Source organism: Helicobacter pylori SA213A (genome assembly GCF_000476275.1).
GTDB lineage: Bacteria > Campylobacterota > Campylobacteria > Campylobacterales > Helicobacteraceae > Helicobacter > Helicobacter pylori_CL.
Window position 1 is genome coordinate 40,982 of the sequence record NZ_CBOM010000003.1, and the last position, 18,992, is coordinate 59,973.

At 38.6% G+C, this 18,992-nt stretch carries 22 protein-coding genes; 20 read left to right on the plus strand and 2 right to left on the minus strand.

The annotated features are described in order from the left end of the window. The 14 genes from pyrC (at position 1) to QT74_RS01985 (ending at position 12,845) form a co-directional block, all read left to right on the plus strand. Entirely contained in the window at positions 1 to 1,020 is a 1,020-nt protein-coding gene (pyrC, locus tag QT74_RS01920) for a dihydroorotase (protein WP_033764227.1), read from the plus strand. Beyond that, on the plus strand, positions 996 to 2,114 hold the full coding sequence (locus QT74_RS01925; protein ID WP_033764230.1) for a 3-deoxy-d-manno-octulosonic acid hydrolase subunit 2: 1,119 nt from the start codon (positions 996 to 998) through the stop codon (positions 2,112 to 2,114). Before pyrC ends, QT74_RS01925 begins: the two co-directional genes overlap by 25 nt. 6 nt (positions 2,115 to 2,120) lie before the next feature. Then, positions 2,121 to 2,675, plus strand: a complete 555-nt coding sequence (locus QT74_RS01930; protein ID WP_033764232.1) for a 3-deoxy-d-manno-octulosonic acid hydrolase subunit 1 — start codon at positions 2,121 to 2,123, stop codon at positions 2,673 to 2,675. 5 nt (positions 2,676 to 2,680) lie between these two features. After that, positions 2,681 to 4,717 (plus strand): LTA synthase family protein, encoded by a 2,037-nt coding sequence (locus tag QT74_RS01935; protein ID WP_033764234.1) that lies wholly within the window; start codon positions 2,681 to 2,683, stop codon positions 4,715 to 4,717. Between the two features lie 85 nt (positions 4,718 to 4,802). Then, positions 4,803 to 5,675, plus strand: coding sequence for a bifunctional methylenetetrahydrofolate dehydrogenase/methenyltetrahydrofolate cyclohydrolase FolD (folD, locus tag QT74_RS01940; protein WP_195742334.1), 873 nt, complete (start codon positions 4,803 to 4,805; stop codon positions 5,673 to 5,675). After that, the gene (gene lepB / locus QT74_RS01945; protein ID WP_033764240.1) at positions 5,675 to 6,547 is read left to right on the plus strand and encodes a signal peptidase I; all 873 of its coding nucleotides are present in this window, start codon (positions 5,675 to 5,677) and stop codon (positions 6,545 to 6,547) included. Before folD ends, lepB begins: the two co-directional genes overlap by 1 nt. Positions 6,548 to 6,555: 8 nt before the next feature. Beyond that, positions 6,556 to 7,254: a site-2 protease family protein gene (locus QT74_RS01950; protein ID WP_033764243.1), complete on the plus strand. Its 699-nt coding sequence runs from the start codon at positions 6,556 to 6,558 to the stop codon at positions 7,252 to 7,254. A gap of 20 nt (positions 7,255 to 7,274) precedes the next feature. After that, positions 7,275 to 7,736 carry a ribose 5-phosphate isomerase B gene (gene rpiB / locus QT74_RS01955; protein WP_033764245.1) on the plus strand — a complete coding sequence of 154 codons (462 nt, stop codon included), beginning with the start codon at positions 7,275 to 7,277 and terminating at the stop codon, positions 7,734 to 7,736. A 44-nt stretch (positions 7,737 to 7,780) separates the two neighbouring features. Then, positions 7,781 to 8,113 (plus strand): hypothetical protein, encoded by a 333-nt coding sequence (locus QT74_RS01960; RefSeq protein WP_000495094.1) that lies wholly within the window; start codon positions 7,781 to 7,783, stop codon positions 8,111 to 8,113. 57 nt (positions 8,114 to 8,170) lie between these two features. Next, positions 8,171 to 8,710, plus strand: a complete 540-nt coding sequence (gene apt / locus QT74_RS01965) for an adenine phosphoribosyltransferase (RefSeq protein WP_033764247.1) — start codon at positions 8,171 to 8,173, stop codon at positions 8,708 to 8,710. 14 nt (positions 8,711 to 8,724) lie between these two features. Further along, positions 8,725 to 9,303, plus strand: coding sequence for a DedA family protein (locus tag QT74_RS01970; RefSeq protein WP_000393406.1), 579 nt, complete (start codon positions 8,725 to 8,727; stop codon positions 9,301 to 9,303). A 47-nt stretch (positions 9,304 to 9,350) separates the two neighbouring features. Beyond that, positions 9,351 to 10,841 carry a leucyl aminopeptidase gene (locus QT74_RS01975; protein ID WP_033764249.1) on the plus strand — a complete coding sequence of 497 codons (1,491 nt, stop codon included), beginning with the start codon at positions 9,351 to 9,353 and terminating at the stop codon, positions 10,839 to 10,841. 1 nt (position 10,842) lies between these two features. Further along, positions 10,843 to 11,943: a redox-regulated ATPase YchF gene (gene ychF / locus QT74_RS01980; protein ID WP_033764251.1), complete on the plus strand. Its 1,101-nt coding sequence runs from the start codon at positions 10,843 to 10,845 to the stop codon at positions 11,941 to 11,943. 29 nt (positions 11,944 to 11,972) lie between these two features. Then, positions 11,973 to 12,845: a radical SAM/SPASM domain-containing protein gene (locus tag QT74_RS01985; protein ID WP_033764254.1), complete on the plus strand. Its 873-nt coding sequence runs from the start codon at positions 11,973 to 11,975 to the stop codon at positions 12,843 to 12,845. A 134-nt stretch (positions 12,846 to 12,979) separates the two neighbouring features. Here QT74_RS01985 and QT74_RS01990 read toward each other — a convergent pair whose 3' ends face one another. Next, the gene (locus QT74_RS01990) at positions 12,980 to 14,026 is read right to left on the minus strand and encodes an AI-2E family transporter (RefSeq protein WP_033764256.1); all 1,047 of its coding nucleotides are present in this window, start codon (positions 14,024 to 14,026) and stop codon (positions 12,980 to 12,982) included. 114 nt (positions 14,027 to 14,140) lie between these two features. Between QT74_RS01990 and dapF the strand changes: the two genes are divergently transcribed. Further along, a complete protein-coding gene (dapF, locus tag QT74_RS01995; RefSeq protein ID WP_033764258.1) occupies positions 14,141 to 14,962 on the plus strand; it encodes a diaminopimelate epimerase in 822 nt (273 codons plus the stop codon). 106 nt (positions 14,963 to 15,068) lie between these two features. Then, positions 15,069 to 15,716, plus strand: coding sequence for a YkgB family protein (locus QT74_RS02000; RefSeq protein ID WP_033764259.1), 648 nt, complete (start codon positions 15,069 to 15,071; stop codon positions 15,714 to 15,716). Positions 15,717 to 15,767: 51 nt separating this feature from the next. On the opposite strand, the gene QT74_RS02005 is transcribed toward QT74_RS02000, so the two are convergent. Then, the gene (locus QT74_RS02005; protein WP_000418877.1) at positions 15,768 to 15,971 is read right to left on the minus strand and encodes a ribbon-helix-helix domain-containing protein; all 204 of its coding nucleotides are present in this window, start codon (positions 15,969 to 15,971) and stop codon (positions 15,768 to 15,770) included. A gap of 172 nt (positions 15,972 to 16,143) precedes the next feature. On the opposite strand from QT74_RS02005, the gene QT74_RS02010 reads away from it, so the two are divergent. The 4 genes from QT74_RS02010 (at position 16,144) to acpP (ending at position 18,956) form a co-directional block, all read left to right on the plus strand. Further along, a complete protein-coding gene (locus tag QT74_RS02010) occupies positions 16,144 to 17,394 on the plus strand; it encodes a hypothetical protein (RefSeq protein WP_033764261.1) in 1,251 nt (416 codons plus the stop codon). Positions 17,395 to 17,494: 100 nt separating this feature from the next. Continuing rightward, positions 17,495 to 17,707 (plus strand): 30S ribosomal protein S21, encoded by a 213-nt coding sequence (rpsU, locus tag QT74_RS02015; protein ID WP_001117778.1) that lies wholly within the window; start codon positions 17,495 to 17,497, stop codon positions 17,705 to 17,707. 38 nt (positions 17,708 to 17,745) lie between these two features. Beyond that, complete coding sequence (gene fabG, locus QT74_RS02020; RefSeq protein WP_033764263.1) at positions 17,746 to 18,489, plus strand: 3-oxoacyl-ACP reductase FabG; 744 nt, start codon at positions 17,746 to 17,748, stop codon at positions 18,487 to 18,489. 230 nt (positions 18,490 to 18,719) lie between these two features. Further along, positions 18,720 to 18,956, plus strand: a complete 237-nt coding sequence (gene acpP, locus QT74_RS02025; protein ID WP_001163091.1) for an acyl carrier protein — start codon at positions 18,720 to 18,722, stop codon at positions 18,954 to 18,956. Positions 18,957 to 18,992: the final 36 nt, after the last annotated feature.

The window sequence follows — 18,992 nt, forward strand, 5'->3', positions numbered from 1 at the left end:
ATGGAAATCACGCTTTTTGACCCCATAGACGCCCACTTGCATGTGCGAGAAAACGCGCTTTTAAAAGCGGTATTGGAATATTCTAGCGAGCCTTTTAGCGCCGCGGTTATCATGCCCAATCTCAGTAAGCCCTTAATCAACGCTCCAACCACCCTTGAATATGAAGAAGAAATTTTAAAAAATTCTTCAAACTTCAAGCCTTTAATGAGTTTGTATTTTAACGATGGTTTGACTTTAGAAGAATTGCAACGCGCTCACGAAAAAGGCATCAGATTTTTAAAACTCTACCCCAAAGGCATGACCACAAACGCGCAAAACGGCACTTCAGATTTGTTGGGTGAAAAGACTTTGGAGATTTTAGAAAACGCCCAAAAATTAGGCTTTATTTTATGCGTCCATGCAGAACAAGCCGGGTTTTGTTTGGATAAAGAATTTTTATGCCATAGCGTTTTAGAAACTTTCGCCCTTTCATTCCCTAAACTCAAAATCATTATAGAGCATTTGAGCGATTGGCGCAGTATCGCTTTGATTGAAAAGCATGACAACCTCTATGCGACTTTGACCTTACACCATATCAGCATGACTTTAGATGACTTATTAGGGGGGAGTTTGGACCCGCATTGTTTTTGCAAACCCTTAATCAAAACCAAAAAAGACCAAGAAAGGCTTTTATCCCTTGCTTTAAAAGCCCACCCTAAAATCTCTTTTGGATCGGATAGTGCCCCGCATTTCATTTCTAAAAAGCATAGCGCTAACATCCCGGCAGGCATCTTTTCTGCTCCTATTTTGTTGCCTGCGTTGTGCGAACTTTTTGAAAAACACAACGCTTTAGAAAATTTGCAAGCCTTTATCAGCGATAACGCTAAAAAAATCTACGCGCTAGACAATTTGCCTAATAAAAAAGCGCATCTGTCTAAAAAACCTTTTATAGTCCCTACGCACACGCTTTGTTTGAATGAAAAAATTGCTATCTTAAGAGGGGGCGAAACGCTATCTTGGAACCTTCAAGAAATCGCCTAAAAAACACCGCCTTTTTCGTGGGGCTTTTTATCGTTTTATTTTTAATTATAATGAAGCGCCAAACCTCCCCCTATGCTTTCACGCATAATCAAGCCCTTGTCACTCAAAACCCCCCCTATTTTACGCAACTCACTATCCCTAAACCAAATGACGCTTTAAGCGTACATGCGAGCTCTTTAATCAGCTTGCCTAACGATAACCTCTTGAGCGCTTATTTTAGCGGCACTAAAGAAGGGGCAAGGGATGTGAAAATCAGCGCGAATCTTTTTGATGGCAAGACTAATCGCTGGAGCGAAGCCTTCATTCTTTTAACCAAAGAAGATCTTTCTCATCATTCGCATGAATACATCAAAAAATTAGGTAACCCCTTGCTTTTTTTGCATGATAATAAAATCTTGTTGTTTGTCGTAGGGGTGAGCATGGGCGGGTGGGCCACTTCTAAAATCTATCAACTTGAAAGTGCTTTAGAGCCGATTCATTTTAAGTTTGCGCGAAAACTCTCTTTAAGCCCTTTTTTAAACTTAAGCCATTTGATAAAAAATAAACCCTTAAGCACCACTGATGGCGGTTTTGTGCTACCGCTCTATCACGAGTTAGCCACCCAATACCCCTTGTTGTTGAAATTTGATCAACAAAATAACCCAAGAGAGCTTTTAAGGCCTAATGCCCTAAACCACCAGTTCCAGCCAAGCCTAACCCCCTTTAAAGATTGCGCTATTATGGCGTTTAGAAACCATTCTTTTAAAGATAGCCTCATGCTAGAAACCTGTAAAACCCCTACCGCTTGGCAAAAACCCATGCTCACGAATTTGAAAAACTTGAATGACGCTTTGAATTTGATCAATTTAAACGAAGAATTGTATTTGATCCACAACCCTAGCGATTTATCTTTGCGTCGTAAAGAACTTTGGCTTTCTAAATTAGAAAACTCCAACTCGTTTAAAATCTTAAAAGTTTTAGACAAAGCCAATGAAGTGAGTTACCCAAGCTATAGTCTTAATCCTCATTTTATAGATATTGTCTATACCTACAACCGCTCTCATATCAAACACATCCGTTTTAATATGGCTTATTTAAATTCCCTTCTCAAGTGATTAGTCATGTTTATATCTTCTTCTTACACGCTGAGTTTTATATGGCTTTTTTTAATTTTCTTTTTTTTCAAAAATAAGCCATTGGGTTTGAGGTTTTCACTCTCTTTAATAAGCGTGATTTTAAGCAATATCGCTTTGAAAGACTCTCTATCGCTCAACGCCTTTTTAAGCAGTTTTACAGCCCCCTTAAGCCCCTTTAGCTGTCTTTTGATCCTTGCTTATGCGCTCTTTTCTTGTCGCATACTCAAAAAAACCCCTTTAGAAACCTTGCAATCTTATAGCGTCATGCTGTTTTTCAATCTGTTGCTTTTGACAGATGTTTTAGGGTTTTTGCCTTTTTCAATCTACCATCATTTCATGGCTTCTCTGATTTTTAGCGCGCTTTTTTGCGGCAGTTTGTTTTTGAGTAGCCCCTTATTAGGCGTGATCGCTTTAGTAGCGTTATCCAGTTCGCTTTTGATGCATTCTAATTTTCAAATCTTAGATTCTTTATTGGATTTCCCCTTGCTTCTTTTTGTCTTTTTTAAGACTTTATATCTTGTTAAAAAAAGGTTGTATTAACGCTTATGAAATCCCTATCCTATGCCCTTTTTTCGCTCTTTTTAAAAGGTTTTTATTTCACCTTTTTTATGAGTTTGTTGTTTGTGTTTAATCGTATCGGCTTTATCCTTTATACTGGCTATTATAAGCATGCTTTAAAAAACCCTATTTTTGATGAAATCATCAAAACCCTATTCAATGGAGCCAGATACGATAATCGTGTGGTCTCAAGCTTAGCGATTCTTTTTATCCTCATCGGGTTATTAGGGTTATTGGCCCCCAAACACCAAACCAGAATGCTTAATATTGTGGCGTATTTTTCTATCGCTATTATCCTGTTTTTAAACATTGCAAACATTGTTTATTATGGCATTTATGGGAATGTGTTTGATGAAAATTTATTAGAATTTTTGCATGAAGACACGCTCACGATTTTAAAAATGAGTGGGGAATACCCTATTTTTTCTAGTTTTTCACTCTTTGTGATCCTTAGCGTTTTAATTTCTTTTATCTATTTCAAACTCCAAAACGCCCTTTTTAAACCCAAAAATGTTTATCAAGCCACCCACACCAAACCCCTTAAAACTTTCATTTTATTTGCGCTTTTTTCCCTCACGCAAATGTTTTACATTAACGCGCAATTGAGCTTTGTTGGCGCGTCTTTAGATCTCAGCATAGAGCCAGCCAAAGATCCTTTTTTAATGAAAATTACCCCCGGAGCGTTTCGTAACCTTTATCTTTTAGCGCGCAATTACAGACAAAGCCATAACCTTAAATTCAGCGATTTTGCTAAAGAAACGCCTTTAGAAGTGGCGAAAAATTATTTCCATCTTAAAGAAAACCCCCAAAACAACCTCTATGAATTGCTAACTCAAACAAGCCACAACAATTCCAATCAAACCATTCAACATGTTTTCTATATCGTTTCAGAGTCCCTGAGTTCATGGCATTTTGATAAAAAATTTGATTCCATAGGGCTAACGAGCGCTTTACAAGACTTGGTTAAAAAAGAACATGCTTACATGCTTTCTGCTTTTATTGAAGGCGCCCCACGGACCGTTAAAAGCCTGGATGTCCAAATCACAGGCTTGCCTTATATCAATGATAATAACTTAGTCAATTCAGGGGTGATCCTCCCTAGCTTTCCTATGGCGATTGGCAATATCACAAAAACTTTAGGGTATAAAAACAACTTTTATTATGGAGGCAGTGGGATTTGGAACAAACTCACTAGTTTCACCAAAAAACAAGGTTTTCATGCCCTTTATTTCAATAACCATCTCTTAGAATTTGCCCAAAACAAGCCCTACCCCAAACCCATAGAGAGCAACTGGGGAGTGCATGATAATATTTTATTTGACTATATTTTAGAAAACACCAACCCCCATGAAAAAACTTTCAGCATGGTCATGACTTTAAGCAACCACGCGATCAAAAACGTGAATCTCAAAGCCTTTGGCGTGCCTTTAGAGAAAATCCAACAATTTGTGGAAAAAACCCCCAAATCAGAAAATCTACCAGACGCTAATTCTTTAGGGCATATTTACTGGTATGACAAAGTAATCGTCAATTTCATCAAAAAAGCCAGCCAAAAATTCCCTAACTCGCTTTTTATCATCACAGGGGATCATTTTGACAGGAGCTATGAATACGCTAAAAACGATTTATATACCATTAAATCCGTGCCGCTTATTTTGTTCGCCCCTACTTTAAAGCCTGAAAAAATCAGTCAAGTCGGCTCGCATTTAGACATCGCCCCTAGCATTATTGAATTAGTCGCCCCTAAAGGCTTTCAATTCGTGAGTTTTGGGAAGCCTTTATTTTCTAACAACACAACAAACCCTCCAAGCCACCCCAATTACGCGCTAGGCTATGAAGCAATCGCTACTAAAGATTATTTTTATAACCCAAGCGTGGGGTTAAGGTATTTAAACGAAAACCACAAAGAGCAAGAGGATAAACAAAACGACAAAATAGAGGCTTCTAAGTTTTACCAGCAATTAGAATCCTTAAAAGCCCTTAGTTATTATTTGCTCTATCATGGGGCTAATCTTAAAGATTGACAAGCTAAAGGGAGTTTTTAATTCCCTTAAACGCATGATTTTTGCTACAATAATAGGATTTTAATTATATAAAGGATAAATGGGCATGCCAAATAGGGGCGTTGTTTTATTAGACGGGCAAGCGCTAGCTTATAATATAGAAAAAGATTTGAAAAATAAAATCCAAACAATAACCGCGCAAACGCATAAACGCCCCAAACTAGCCGTGATTTTAGTGGGGAAAGATCCCGCTAGTATCACTTATGTTAATATGAAGATCAAAGCGTGCGAAAGGGTGGGCATGGATTTTGATTTAAAAACCCTCCAAGAAAATATTACTGAAGCCGAATTGCTGTCCTTGATTAAAGATTACAATACCGATCAAAACATTTCAGGCGTTTTAGTCCAGCTCCCTTTGCCCAGACACATTGATACTAAAATGATTTTAGAAGCCATTGACCCAAGTAAAGATGTGGATGGTTTCCACCCCCTTAATATCGGCAAGCTCTGCACCCAAAAAGAATCGTTTCTGCCAGCTACCCCTATGGGCGTGATGCGTCTTTTAGAGCATTATCACATTGAAATCAAGGGCAAGGATGTGGCGGTTATTGGGGCGAGCAATATCATTGGCAAACCTTTAAGCATGCTCATGCTAAACGCTGGGGCTAGCGTGAGCGTGTGCCATATTTTGACTAAAGACATTAGTTTTTACACCCAAAACGCTGATATTGTCTGCGTGGGCGTGGGTAAACCTGATTTGATTAAAGCGAGCATGTTAAAAAAAGGGGCTGTAGTGGTGGATATTGGGATCAACCATTTGAATGATGGGCGTATCGTGGGCGATGTGGATTTTAACAACGCGCAAAAAGTCGCCGGTTTTATCACCCCTGTGCCTAAAGGCGTGGGGCCTATGACGATTGTCTCGCTTTTAGAAAACACTCTAATCGCTTTTGAAAAACAACAAAGGAAGGGATTTTAATGAAATTTTTACGCTCTGTTTATGCATTTTGCTCCAGTTGGGTGGGGACGATTATTATCGTGCTGTTGGTTATCTTTTTTGTCGCACAAGCCTTCATCATTCCCTCTCGCTCTATGGTAGGCACGCTCTATGAGGGCGACATGCTCTTTGTCAAAAAGTTTTCTTACGGCATACCCATTCCTAAAATCCCATGGATTGAGCTTCCTGTTATGCCTGATTTTAAAAATAACGGGCATTTGATAGAGGGGGATCGCCCTAAGCGTGGCGAAGTGGTGGTGTTTATCCCTCCCCATGAAAAAAAATCTTACTATGTCAAAAGGAATTTTGCCATTGGGGGCGATGAGGTGCTATTCACTAATGAGGGGTTTTATTTGCACCCTTTTGAGAGCGGCACGGACAAAAATTACATCGCTAAACATTACCCTAACGCCATGACAAAAGAATTTATGGGTAAAATTTTTGTTTTAAACCCTTATAAAAATAAGCATCCGGGTATCCATTACCAAAAAGACAATGAAACCTTCCACTTAATGGAGCAGTTAGCCACTCAAGGCGCAGAAGCTAATATCAGCATGCAACTCATTCAAATGGAGGGCGAAAAGGTGTTTTATAAGAAAATCAATGACGATGAATTTTTCATGATCGGCGATAACAGAGACAATTCTAGCGACTCGCGCTTTTGGGGGAGTGTGGCTTATAAAAACATCGTGGGTTCGCCTTGGTTTGTTTATTTCAGTTTGAGTTTAAAAAATAGCCTGGAAATGGATGCAGAAAATAACCCCAAAAAACGCTATTTGGTGCGTTGGGAACGCATGTTTAAAAGCGTTGAAGGCTTAGAAAAAATCATTAAAAAAGAAAAAGCAACGCGTTAAGGTTTTTTGTGCAATTTTTTGATTCCTCTTTAGAAAGTTTTATTACCACCTTAATGAAAATCCTAGCCCTTTTAATCGCTATCATAGGGCATGAGATCATGCATGGCTTGAGCGCGTTTTTATTTGGGGACAGGAGCACCAAAGACGCCAAGCGTTTGAGTTTAAACCCTATCAGGCATTTAGACATGATGGGTTCGGTGCTTTTACCGGCTTTATTACTCATTTTTCAAGCCCCTTTTTTGTTTGGGTGGGCTAAGCCCGTGCCTGTGGATATGCGTTACATTGTCTCTCAAAAAGGCTCTTTGGCATGCGTAGTGGTGAGTTTAGCCGGGGTGGCTTATAATTTCACCCTAGCCGTTCTGCTCGCTTCCATCACGCATTGGAGCTTCCAAAAACTAGGGATCAACGCTTTAAATATCAATGAATTGAATCTTTATCAGCTCGCTTTAGTAACCTTTCTCATTCAAGGCATTCTTTATAATCTTGTCTTAGGCGTTTTCAATAGCCTCCCTATCCCGCCTTTAGACGGCTCCAAAGCGTTAGGCTTTTTAGCGTTGCATTTTAAAAGCGCGTTTTTATTGGAATGGTTTTCTAAAATGGAACGCTACGGCATGTTGGTAGTGTTTGTCTTTTTGTTTATCCCCCCTTTATCGGAGTTTTTTATCCATGCGCCCACAAGATTTTTATTTTCCTTACTCCTTTCTTAATCTTTTATCAAGGAGAGCTGATGAATAAGCCTTTGAATATTGCTCAAGTTTTTATAGGAAGCGATCATGCAGGGTTGCATCTTGCAGAATTTGTTAAACATTTTTTAGAAGACAAGCATTTTAAAATCCAAGCTTTTTTACCCACTATGAGGGTGGATTACCCTGATTACGCCAAATTAGTGTGCCAAAAGGTCTTAGAAAATCCGCAAAGCTATGGCATTTTAGTGTGCGCCACAGGGATAGGCATGAGCATGGGTGCTAATCGCTTTAAGGGTATTAGAGCCGCTTTGTGCCTTGATGCTTACATGGCTAAAATGACTCGCTTGCACAATAACGCTAATGTCTTGTGCTTGGGTGAAAAGATTAGCGGTATTGGCGTAACAGAAAGCATTTTAGAAGCGTTTTTCTCTACAGAATTTGAACAAGGCCGCCATGTGTTGCGCATCCAAAAGCTAGATGAATCGCTGAAATCATCAACCTAATGTAGTATAATTACATCGTTTCGCTAAAAGGATATTTTAATAGAATGTTTACCCAATGGTTTATTCTCACTATCGCTATTGTTTTTATCCTTTATATGGGTGTGCGTACTTTCTTTTTTAAAACCGTAGCTAAACGGCAAGAACGCACCAACGCATCCATGAAGCTCACCTTACAAGAAGCTGAAATTTTGATCCAAAAACACCAGTTGCAACTCCAAAGGGCTTTAGGCAATATTGATATTCTTACCCAAGAAATGAGCTCGTTAAAAACAGAACTAAAAGCCCTTAAACAACGCAACTCTGAATACAAAGGCGAATCGGATAAATATAAAAATCGCATTAAAGAATTGGAGCAAAAAATAGAAGCTCTCCTTTAAAAACGCTATAATAAACCAAAATTCTACAACCAATCCGTTATATTAAAGGAAATCAAAATGAATGAAACGCTCAAAGAAGAACTTTTACAAAGCATCAGAGAAGTGAAAGACTACCCTAAAAAAGGGATTTTATTCAAAGACATTACCACGCTACTCAACTACCCTAAACTCTTTAACAAACTCATTGACGCGCTCAAAAAACGCTATCTCGCTCTCAATATAGACTTTATCGTGGGCATTGAAGCGAGAGGGTTTATTTTAGGCTCTGCTCTCGCTTATGCGCTTGGGGTGGGTTTTGTGCCTGTGAGGAAAAAAGGCAAACTCCCCGCACACACCTTATCTCAAAGCTATAGTTTAGAATACGGGAGCGATAGCATAGAAATCCACTCCGACGCTTTTAGGGGAATTAAGGGGGTAAGGGTGGTGTTGATTGATGATTTATTAGCCACTGGAGGCACAGCTTTAGCGAGCCTTGAGCTTATCAAAGCCCTACAAGCTGAATGCATAGAAGCATGCTTTTTGATAGGGTTAAAAGAATTACCGGGTGTCCAACTTTTAGAAGAACGCGTGAAAACCTTTTGTTTGTTAGAGTGCTAGAATAAGGGTGAATTTTGGAAGAATACATCATTGACTTATGGAATCAGCATGCAGCGACTTGGGGGTATCTCATTTTATTTGGGTGGAGTATTTTAGAAGGCGAAATTGGGTTAATTTTAGCAGGGATTGCCAGCTATACCGGTCATATGCATTTAGGGTTAGCCATTTTAGTCGCAGGGATTGGGGGTTTTGTGGGGGATCAGATCTATTTTTACATCGGGCGCACCAATAAAGCTTACATCCAAAAAAAGCTAGAAAAACAACGCCGAAAACTCGCCCTAGCCCATTTATTGTTGCAAAAACACGGCTGGTTTATCATTTTTATCCAACGCTACATGTATGGCATGCGCACCATCATTCCCATTAGCATAGGCCTCACGCGCTATAGCGCTTTAAAATTCGCTATCATCAACCTTATTAGCGCGATGGTGTGGGCGAGCATTACTATTATTCTAGCGTGGTATTTAGGAGAAGAATTATTGCATGCGTTAGGGTGGCTTAAAAAACACCCTTATGCGCTAATATTACTATTAGTATCTTTCTTGGCGTTAGTGCTGTGGTATTTCCAATACTATAGTAAGAAAAACCGCTAGAGTGCAATACAATTCTTGAAAGATATGAAATTAAAAAAGGAGACTTTATGTTAAAAATCAAATTAGAAAAAACCACTTTTGAAAACGCAAAAGCTGAATGCAGTTTAGTTTTTATTGTCAATAAGGATTTTAGCCACGCTTGGGTCAAAAATAAAGAATTGCTAGAAACCTTTAAATACGAAGGCGAAGGCGTATTTTTAGACCAAGAAAATAAAATCCTGTATGTGGGCGTTAAAGAAGATGATGTGCATTTATTGAGAGAGAGTGCGTGTTTAGCCGTTCGCACCCTTAAAAAACTCGCTTTTAAAAGCGTTAAAGCGGGCGTTTATACTTGCGGGACGCATTCTAAAGATAATGCACTTTTAGAAAATTTGAAAGCGTTGTTTTTGGGCTTAAAATTGGGCTTGTATGAATACGACACTTTTAAATCCAACAAAAAAGAAAGCGTTTTAAAAGAAGCCATTGTCGCTTTAGAATTGCACAAACCTTGCGAAAAAACTTGCGCGAATTCTTTAGAAAAGAGTGCTAAAGAAGCTTTAAAATACGCTGAAATCATGACAGAAAGCTTGAATATCGTTAGGGATCTAGTCAATACCCCCCCTATGATTGGCACTCCGGTTTATATGGCTGAAGTGGCGCAAAAAGTGGCTAAAGAAAACCATTTAGAAATCCATGTTCATGATGAAAAATTTTTAGAAGAAAAGAAAATGAACGCCTTTTTAGCGGTCAATAAAGCCTCTCTTAGCGTCAATCCTCCTCGCTTGATCCATTTAGTCTATAAACCCAAAAAAGCGAAGAAAAAAATCGCTTTAGTGGGTAAGGGCTTGACTTATGATTGCGGAGGGTTGAGCTTGAAACCGGCCGATTACATGGTTACCATGAAAGCGGATAAAGGCGGTGGCTCTGCGGTGATCGGGCTTTTAAACGCATTAGCCAAACTAGGCGTGGAAGCTGAAGTGCATGGCATTATTGGGGCTACAGAAAACATGATAGGCCCAGCCGCTTATAAACCAGATGATATTTTAATCTCTAAAGAAGGCAAGAGCATAGAAGTGCGTAATACCGACGCTGAAGGGCGTTTGGTTTTAGCGGATTGTTTGAGCTACGCTCAAGATTTAAGCCCTGATGTGATCGTGGATTTTGCGACCCTTACTGGGGCATGCGTTGTAGGCTTAGGCGAATTCACTTCAGCGATCATGGGGCATAATGAAGAGTTAAAAAACCTCTTTGAAACTTCAGGGTTAGAATCTGGCGAGTTATTAGCCAAACTCCCCTTTAACCGCCATTTGAAGAAATTGATTGAATCTAAAATCGCTGATGTGTGCAATATTTCTTCTTCACGCTATGGTGGCGCGATCACAGCGGGCTTGTTTTTGAATGAATTTATCAGAGATGAATTTAAAGACAAATGGTTGCACATTGACATTGCAGGTCCTGCTTATGTGGAAAAAGAATGGGATGTGAATAGTTTTGGAGCGAGTGGGGCTGGCGTGAGGGCATGCACAGCTTTTGTAGAAGAGCTTTTGAAAAAGGCTTGAAATGGGCTTGTCTGTAGGCATTGTGGGTTTGCCTAATGTGGGCAAATCCAGCACCTTTAACGCGCTCACTAAAACCCAAAACGCAGAGAGTGCGAACTACCCTTTTTGCACCATTGAGCCTAATAAAGCCATTGTGAATGTGCCGGACAAACGCCTTAATGCATTGGCTCAAATCGTAAAGCCTGAACGCATTTTGCATTCTGTGGTGGAGTTTGTGGATATTGCTGGGTTGATTAAGGGAGCGAGCAAAGGCGAGGGTTTGGGCAATCAATTTTTAGCCAATATCAAGGAATGCGAAGTGATCTTGCAAGTGGTGCGCTGTTTTGAAGATGACAATATCACGCATGTGAACGACAAGATTGATCCTTTGAATGATATAGAGACCATTGAATTGGAGTTGATTTTGGCGGACATTGCCACTTTAGACAAAAGGATCGATCGCTTGCAAAAAGCCCTAAAAAGCTCAAAAGACGCTAAAAATCTTTTAGAATGCGCTTTGAATTTAAAAACGCATTTAGAAGAATTAAAACCGGCGAAAACTTTCCCCTTGAATACAAGCGAGGCTTTTTTGGAGTTGGACAAGGAATTGCGTTTTTTATCTCATAAAAAAATGATCTATGCCGCTAATGTGGGCGAAGAAGATTTAAACGCTCTCAATGAGCATGCTAAAAAAGTCCAAAATTATGCCAAAGATCAAAAGAGCGAGTTTGTCGCCTTGTGCGCTAAATTGGAAGAAGAAATGGTTTCTATGAGTGGAGATGAAGTCAAAGAATTTTTGCAAAGTTTGGGCGTAGAAGAAAGCGGGCTAGAAAAAACCATTCGTTTGAGTTTTAAGGAATTAGGCTTGATCAATTATTTTACCGCTGGAGTCAAGGAAGTGCGATCATGGACGATTAAAAAAGGCTCTAGCGCGCCTATGGCTGCTGGGGTGATCCATAAGGATTTTGAAAAAGGCTTTATCAGAGCTGAAACCATCAGTTATGATGATTTTATCGCTTATAAGGGCGAAGCCGGAGCGAAAGAAAAGGGAGCGTTACGCATTGAAGGTAAGGATTATATCGTTCAAGATGGCGATGTGTTGCATTTTCGCTTCAATGTCTAGTCTGTCTTATTACTAATTTCTCATAAGAATTGACACCCAACAAGAAACTTTTTAAAAAAATCTATATAGAATTAAGCGATATTTGCGGGTTGCAATGCAGTTTTTGCCCTAACCCTAAAAATATCAGAGGCGTGATGCCTTTAGAATTATTTGAAAAAGTTTGTAAAGAAGTGGCCCCCCTAACCCCTATTATCACCTTGCATGTCTTAGGCGATCCTTGCAAGCTCAAAAATTTAAACCGCTATTTAAGCACCGCTAAACGCTTTTCTTTGAAAGTGGATTTGGTTACTAGTGGGGTGTATTTGCACGATTTTGAGGTGCTTTTACAAGATGCAATCTATCAAATCTCTATTTCTTTAGACGCAGGGCTAGACCATCACAACAAACTCAACCAGCACCGCTATATCCAAAAAATTTTAGAATTTTGCCGCTATAAATTTGAAAAAAATAGCGAAGTGTTTTTGAATTTACGCATTCAAGACAGCACCCTTGACAAACACCAGAATTTGATCAAGCCTTTTTTAGAAAGCTTTGAATGCGTTTCTTTAGAGGGTTTAAAATCGCAAGGCCGCGTTCGTTTGTTTAAAAAAAGTTTTTTGAATATCCAAAAGACCTTTAAATGGCCGAATTTGAACGCCCCAAACCCTTTAAACCAGAAATCAAAAATCCCCTATTGTTACGGCTTGATCAAGCAAATCGCTATTTTATCTAATGGCGTTGTCGTGCCGTGCTGCATGGACACGCAAGCTCATATCAGCCTTGGCGATTTAAACCATACGCCCTTAAAAGATGTTTTAAAGAGTCAAAAAGCTATGGCCATCAAAACCCATTTTTTAAAGGGCGAAGCGTTAGAACTTTTATGCAAAAACTGCTCCTACCCTCTCATTCGTTATAAAAAATAAAATTTGCATCTATCTATAAGATATGGGTTTAAATTTGCGTTCGCATTGAATGAGGTGTTTGAAAATTCTTCATAAGAATGGTTATTTCTCACTCTTATATATCATTTTTAAAAATTTCGTTGTGAGCCCTTATATCATTCGCATGCTTTTTGATCGTTTTGGATAAAGTAATTTTCATACAATCGCAATAACGCAATAAAAAACGCCGTGATAGTAGGCCCTACAATAATCCCCCAAAAACCAAATTGTGAAATCCCAGCGATCATGGAAAAGAAAATCAGCATTTCATTGATTTTAAGGGTGGTTTTAAAGATTCTCTTTTTGATGAAAACGATTAAAATTGGCTTGATCACGCTATCAATCAGCACGCTAATCAATAAAATGGAATACAAAGCGATAAAAATCGCTTCATTCACATTCCCATGATAAAGCTCATAAATCGCTATAGGGATCCAAATCAAAGCCCCCCCAACAGCCGGCACCAAAGACGCTAGGCCGTATAAAATCCCTAAAGACCAGCCGTCATGCCCAAACCACACGATCATCACCCCAAACGCCACGCCCTCTAAAATAACCGTGATGAGGGAAGTTAAAAGCACGATGCGTAAAATCCCAGCCACTTCTTCAAAAATCTTTTTGCTTTGATTCATTCCAAGAGGCAAGACCCCTAAAAAATAACGATAAAATCTCTCCCCGTAATAAAAAAAGAAAAACAACAGCCCTAAGATAAACAAGGCGTCTGTAATGAGTTTCAAGCTGTATCTTCCCACATAGCTGCTTATTTTCAACAAATAACCCGTGATGGAAGCGGCGCTAAAATTTTCTAAAAACTTGCTCACTCCATCATGAATGGCAGGAAAATGCGATAAATTCTCGGTGATTATCCCTTTAAGCCATTTGATTAGGGCTGAAAATTTTTCAAAATTGATTTCAAAAATGATATTAGAACTTTTATAAACAATAAAATACAACGGCACGATCAAAACGCTCGCTAAAACCAAAACGCATAAAAACGAACTGACAACATTGAAAAAACGCTTATCTAAAAAAACTTTCACTTGAAAAAGCCCCACGCACAAAAGCCCAGCGATCAGTGCATCCATTAAAAAATCTTGATACAAATAGATCATCCAATAAAAACCAATCAAAAAAAGAATCCAAAAAAAATACTGAGCTTTCATGAAATCATCCCCATCAAACTAAACCAAAAGTTATAAAATGTTAGCTAAAAAACGCCCTTTTTAAGGATAAAATCTCTTAATAATTTATCATTAGAATCAAAAAGGCTTGCATTAATGGTGTTTTACAAATATTCAGGGAGCGGGAATGATTTTTTAATCATTCAAAGCTTCAAAAAAAAAGATTTTTCCAATTTAGCCAAACAGGTGTGCCACAGGCATGAGGGTTTTGGCGCTGATGGGCTTGTAGTCGTCTTACCGAGTAAGGATTATGACTATGAATGGGATTTTTACAATTCAGACGGCTCTCAAGCTGGCATGTGCGGGAATGCGAGCCGTTGCGTGGGGTTGTTTGCTTACCAACATGCTATAGCCCCTAAAAACCATGTTTTTTTAGCCGGACAAAGAGAGATTTCTATCCGCATAGAAGAGCCAAATACCATAGAGAGCAATCTCGGTAACTACAAAATCCTAGATACCATACCCGTTTTAAAATGCAAAAAATTTTTTACCAATGACAGCGTTTTAGCAAGTATCCCCACTTTCTACCTTATAGATACAGGCGTGCCGCATTTAGTGGGATTTGTGAAAAATAAAGGGTTATTAAATTCGCTTGACACGCTAGAATTAAGGGCTTTAAGGCATGAGTTTAACGCTAATATTAACATCGCTTTTATAGAAAATAAAGAGACGATTTTTTTACAAACTTATGAAAGAGGGGTTGAAGATTTCACGCTAGCTTGCGGGACAGGCATGGCGGCGGTTTTTATCGTTGCGTGCATTTTTTATAACACGCCTAAAAAAGCCACTCTCATCCCTAAAAGCAACGAATCTTTAGAGCTTTCTTTAAAAAATGATGGAATTTTTTATAAAGGAATCGTGCGTTATATTGGCATGAGTGTTTTGGGCATGAGTGTTTTTGAAAATGGGTGTTTTTGATCATTATTTCTTGTAATGGTAATGATTTTGTTGTAATTAAACATAATGCGCTATCATTTGCGAGCTGTTTTTAGCAATATAAAAAATATCCTAAAGGAATAAAACCATGCAAGCGTTAAAATCATTGCTTGAAGTGATTACAAAACTCCAGAATCTAGGCGGCTATTTGATGCATATAGCTATTTTCATCATTTTTATTTGGATTGGAGGGCTTAAGTTTGTGCCGTATGAAGCCGAAGGGATCGCTCCTTTTGTGGCTAATTCCCCTTTCTTTTCTTTCATGTATCAATTTGAAAAGCCCGCATACAAACAGCACAAAATGTCTGAATCCCAATCCATGCAAGAAGATTTGCAAGATAACCCTAAAATCATTGAAAACAAAGAATGGCATAAAGAAAACCGCACTTATTTAGTGGCTGAAGGTTTAGGGATCACGATTATGATCCTAGGTATTTTGGTGCTTTTAGGGCTTTGGATGCCTTTAATGGGCGTGATTGGGGGCTTGCTTGTCGCTGGAATGACGATCACGACTCTATCTTTTTTATTCACAACGCCAGAAGTGTTTGTCAATCAGCATTTCCCATGGCTTTCTGGGGCTGGAAGGTTGGTGGTTAAAGACTTGGCGTTATTTGCTGGAGGCTTGTTTGTGGCTGGGTTTGATGCGAGACGCTATTTGGAAGGGAAAGGGTTTTGCTTGATGAATCGCTCATCAGTAGGGATTAAAACTAAATGCTCTAGCGGGTGTTGCTCTTAGGAGTGAATGCCTTTTAGTAGGATCAAAGCCTACTAAAAGGATTGATAAAACTTAGTTGCTTTTTTTGTAAATAATAGTTTTTAGAATATGGCGTTTTACAAAAGAATTCACGCTCTCTACCTCTTCATCAGCTAATCGTCTTAAAACATCATGTTCTTCTTTAGACAGATAAAAAGTTACTGAAAAGTTGCGTTTCAGTTCATCTACAGCAACGCGCTTACGACCGGGTTTTATATTTTTATTTCCTAATTCCATTAAAATTTCCTTTTTTAGTTATGTGTAATGTAACATCACAAGGGCTATTCTAACATGAAATAAACGCTATTTTATATTAAATCTAAAGAAAAATATTTTTAGATGTGCTAGAATACCCATTTGTTACAAGATAAGCTTTTTTATCAAAAAAATGATGACATAGGGGTAACAAGTGGCAATAAACACCTTTTTAAAACATTCTTTTTTAGTCTGTTTGTTAGCGGTTAATTCTTACGCTTTTGATTGGAATATTTTTAAATACAATCTGGGTTTCAATATGTTTATCATGGACCATGAAGGCTCAACGCCTTATTGGGTCAATACTAACACCAATCTTAAAACCCGTTTGACTCCAAATTTTGGGATCCAATTTTATACAAGAGGTGTGGAGCAAAGCTTGACTGTAGGGGCGTATTTTTTTCAAAACTTCCACAATTATAGCACCAATTTCCCCTACCGTTGGGGGCCTACGATGTATTATAAGGCTAGGGGAAAACATTTCACTTTTTATGGAGGGATCTTTCCTAGAAAAAACCTCTTAGGAAGGTATGGTTTGAACATTTTTGCCCCTTATTATTGGTTTATAGACCCGAACGCTAGAGGGTTTTTATTGCAATTTCAAAACCATTATTCGCCCTCAAAACCCTATTATGGGCATGCGGAATTCATGCTAGATTGGTTTGGGGGGAATTGTTACAACACTTGTAAATTCGGGAGAAACCCTTATGGGAATGCAATGGATAGGTTTCAAATGAATGGCTCTGTCGCTTATAATTTCTTTAAGGATTTATTGGGTATTGGAGGGTATTTTGTCTTGTTCCATAACGAAGACAAATACCTTTTAAATGGGGCTGATGGCATGCAGTTTAATGAAAAAAAAGCGATTGACAACAATAATATTTATCTTATGGATCGTCTCTACTTTAACGCTTACATAGGGACAAGCCTTTTAGACATCGCCCCCTTTATGGAAAAACTCAACGCCAGTTTTGGCATGGTTTCTGAATCAAGCCGATTAAGGCAAATTCACAAAAATGTGCCTTTTATGAATAGCGTGGGAGGACAATTTGATGTGGAGATCCAATACAAAGGCTTTGGAATACACAATTTATTTTTCTTCGCCAAGACCCCAGAAATGCCTTTTTATAACCAATACCAATATGTTGAAATGTATTGCACGCCTTCGTATTGCCCCACGCCTATTTATCGTGGCGTGCCATTCTTTCAAGCCAATTTATACAATCGTTTTGATTTGTATTACAATTGGAAAAACGACTTTGCATCCGTTAGAATCAATTTCGTGCTTAATGCAATGCGTGGAGGCTTTGATAGAAGTTTGCCTTGGTCAGAATCTTACCAAGTGTATATGACGGTTGCCTTTGATCCTTATAACCTTATTAACAAAATTGCTAGAAAAAAGTGAAAATTCTTGACAACCAGTTAATTCGTCTTATATAATGCTATTTCATTTGTAGCCATTGTTAAGCAATGATTTTAAGCTATGGAAAAGAGGTGATAGCAGTATGCCAGGGATTAAGGTTAGAGAAGGCGATGCGTTTGATGAAGCTTACCGAAGGTTTAAAAAGCAAACCGATCGCAATCTAGTGGTAACAGAATGCCGTGCAAGAAGGTTCTTTGAGTCTAAAACTGAAAAGCGCAAAAAACAAAAAATCAGCGCTAAAAAGAAAGTTTTAAAGCGTCTTTATATGTTAAGGCGCTATGAATCAAGACTATAAGAACTTGAACGAATTTAAAAGTTAAGGATTATTAAAGAATGCAATTCACAGGGAAAAATGTTCTCATTACGGGAGCTTCTAAAGGCATTGGGGCCGAAATTGCAAAAACTCTTGCTTCTATGGGGTTGAAAGTTTGGATCAATTATCGCAGTAACGCAGAAGTGGCTGACGCTTTAAAAAATGAGCTTGAAGAAAAAGGCTACAAAGCCGCTGTCATTAAATTTGATGCGACTTCTGAAAGCGATTTTGTTGAAGCGATACAAACCATTGTCCAAAGCGATGGAGGTTTGTCTTACTTGGTGAATAATGCCGGTATCGTGCGCGATAAATTAGCCATTAAGATGAAAACAGAAGATTTTCATCATGTTATAGAAAATAACCTCACTTCAGCTTTTATAGGCTGTAGGGAAGCTTTAAAAGTGATGAGTAAAAGCCGTTTTGGGAGCGTGGTTAATATCGCTTCTATTATTGGTGAAAGAGGCAATATGGGGCAAACAAACTACTCAGCGAGTAAGGGGGGGATGATTGCGATGAGCAAGTCCTTTGCTTATGAGGGAGCTTTAAGGAATATTCGTTTCAACTGTGTAACGCCAGGCTTTATAGAAACCGACATGAACGCCACTTTGAAAGACGAACTCAAAGCGGATTATGTTAAAAACATTCCTTTAAACAGGCTAGGGTCTGCTAAGGAAGTGGCAGAAGCGGTAGCGTTTCTTTTGAGTGATCACTCTAGTTACATCACTGGAGAGACTCTCAAAGTCAATGGCGGGCTTTATATGTAGTCCTAAACAAAGGATTCTTTTAGTGATAAAAGTTTGTAAGTAGCAAAAATCATGCTAACATTATGAGGTTATTCTAAAACAAAGAGGTTATTATCAAATGGGGATTATTTACTTAATATTGTTTCTCATTGTAATTTATTTGTTGTATAGGATTTTAGATGTTTTGGAGCAAAAATAAACGCTTCAATGAATGGTTGATTTAATTTTTACAAAACAAGGGAGTTTTAATTATGGCTTTATTTGAAGATATTCAGGCAGTTATTGCTGAGCAGTTGAATGTGGATGCGGCGCAAGTTACGCCAGAGGCGGAATTTGTGAAGGATTTGGGTGCGGACTCTTTAGATGTCGTGGAATTAATCATGGCGTTAGAAGAAAAGTTTGGCATTGAGATTCCTGATGAGCAAGCGGAAAAAATCGTCAATGTGGGCGATGTGGTGAAGTATATTGAGGATAATAAACTAGCTTAATCTTTTTAACTTGGAGCGTCTGTCTCCAGGTTTTAG

Bases quoted from the DNA above. Each gene is read 5' to 3' on its own strand.
- pyrC (WP_033764227.1), top strand. From the start codon at position 1: ATGGAAATCACGCTTTTTGACCCCATAGACGCCCACTTGCATGTGCGA.
- QT74_RS01930 (WP_033764232.1), top strand. From the start codon at position 2,121: ATGTTTATATCTTCTTCTTACACGCTGAGTTTTATATGGCTTTTTTTA.
- QT74_RS01935 (WP_033764234.1), top strand. From the start codon at position 2,681: ATGAAATCCCTATCCTATGCCCTTTTTTCGCTCTTTTTAAAAGGTTTT.
- folD (WP_195742334.1), top strand. From the start codon at position 4,803: ATGCCAAATAGGGGCGTTGTTTTATTAGACGGGCAAGCGCTAGCTTAT.
- lepB (WP_033764240.1), top strand. From the start codon at position 5,675: ATGAAATTTTTACGCTCTGTTTATGCATTTTGCTCCAGTTGGGTGGGG.
- rpiB (WP_033764245.1), top strand. From the start codon at position 7,275: ATGAATAAGCCTTTGAATATTGCTCAAGTTTTTATAGGAAGCGATCAT.
- QT74_RS01960 (WP_000495094.1), top strand. From the start codon at position 7,781: ATGTTTACCCAATGGTTTATTCTCACTATCGCTATTGTTTTTATCCTT.
- apt (WP_033764247.1), top strand. From the start codon at position 8,171: ATGAATGAAACGCTCAAAGAAGAACTTTTACAAAGCATCAGAGAAGTG.
- QT74_RS01975 (WP_033764249.1), top strand. From the start codon at position 9,351: ATGTTAAAAATCAAATTAGAAAAAACCACTTTTGAAAACGCAAAAGCT.
- ychF (WP_033764251.1), top strand. From the start codon at position 10,843: ATGGGCTTGTCTGTAGGCATTGTGGGTTTGCCTAATGTGGGCAAATCC.
- QT74_RS01990 (WP_033764256.1), bottom strand. From the start codon at position 14,026: ATGAAAGCTCAGTATTTTTTTTGGATTCTTTTTTTGATTGGTTTTTAT.
- dapF (WP_033764258.1), top strand. From the start codon at position 14,141: ATGGTGTTTTACAAATATTCAGGGAGCGGGAATGATTTTTTAATCATT.
- QT74_RS02000 (WP_033764259.1), top strand. From the start codon at position 15,069: ATGCAAGCGTTAAAATCATTGCTTGAAGTGATTACAAAACTCCAGAAT.
- QT74_RS02005 (WP_000418877.1), bottom strand. From the start codon at position 15,971: ATGGAATTAGGAAATAAAAATATAAAACCCGGTCGTAAGCGCGTTGCT.
- rpsU (WP_001117778.1), top strand. From the start codon at position 17,495: ATGCCAGGGATTAAGGTTAGAGAAGGCGATGCGTTTGATGAAGCTTAC.
- fabG (WP_033764263.1), top strand. From the start codon at position 17,746: ATGCAATTCACAGGGAAAAATGTTCTCATTACGGGAGCTTCTAAAGGC.
- acpP (WP_001163091.1), top strand. From the start codon at position 18,720: ATGGCTTTATTTGAAGATATTCAGGCAGTTATTGCTGAGCAGTTGAAT.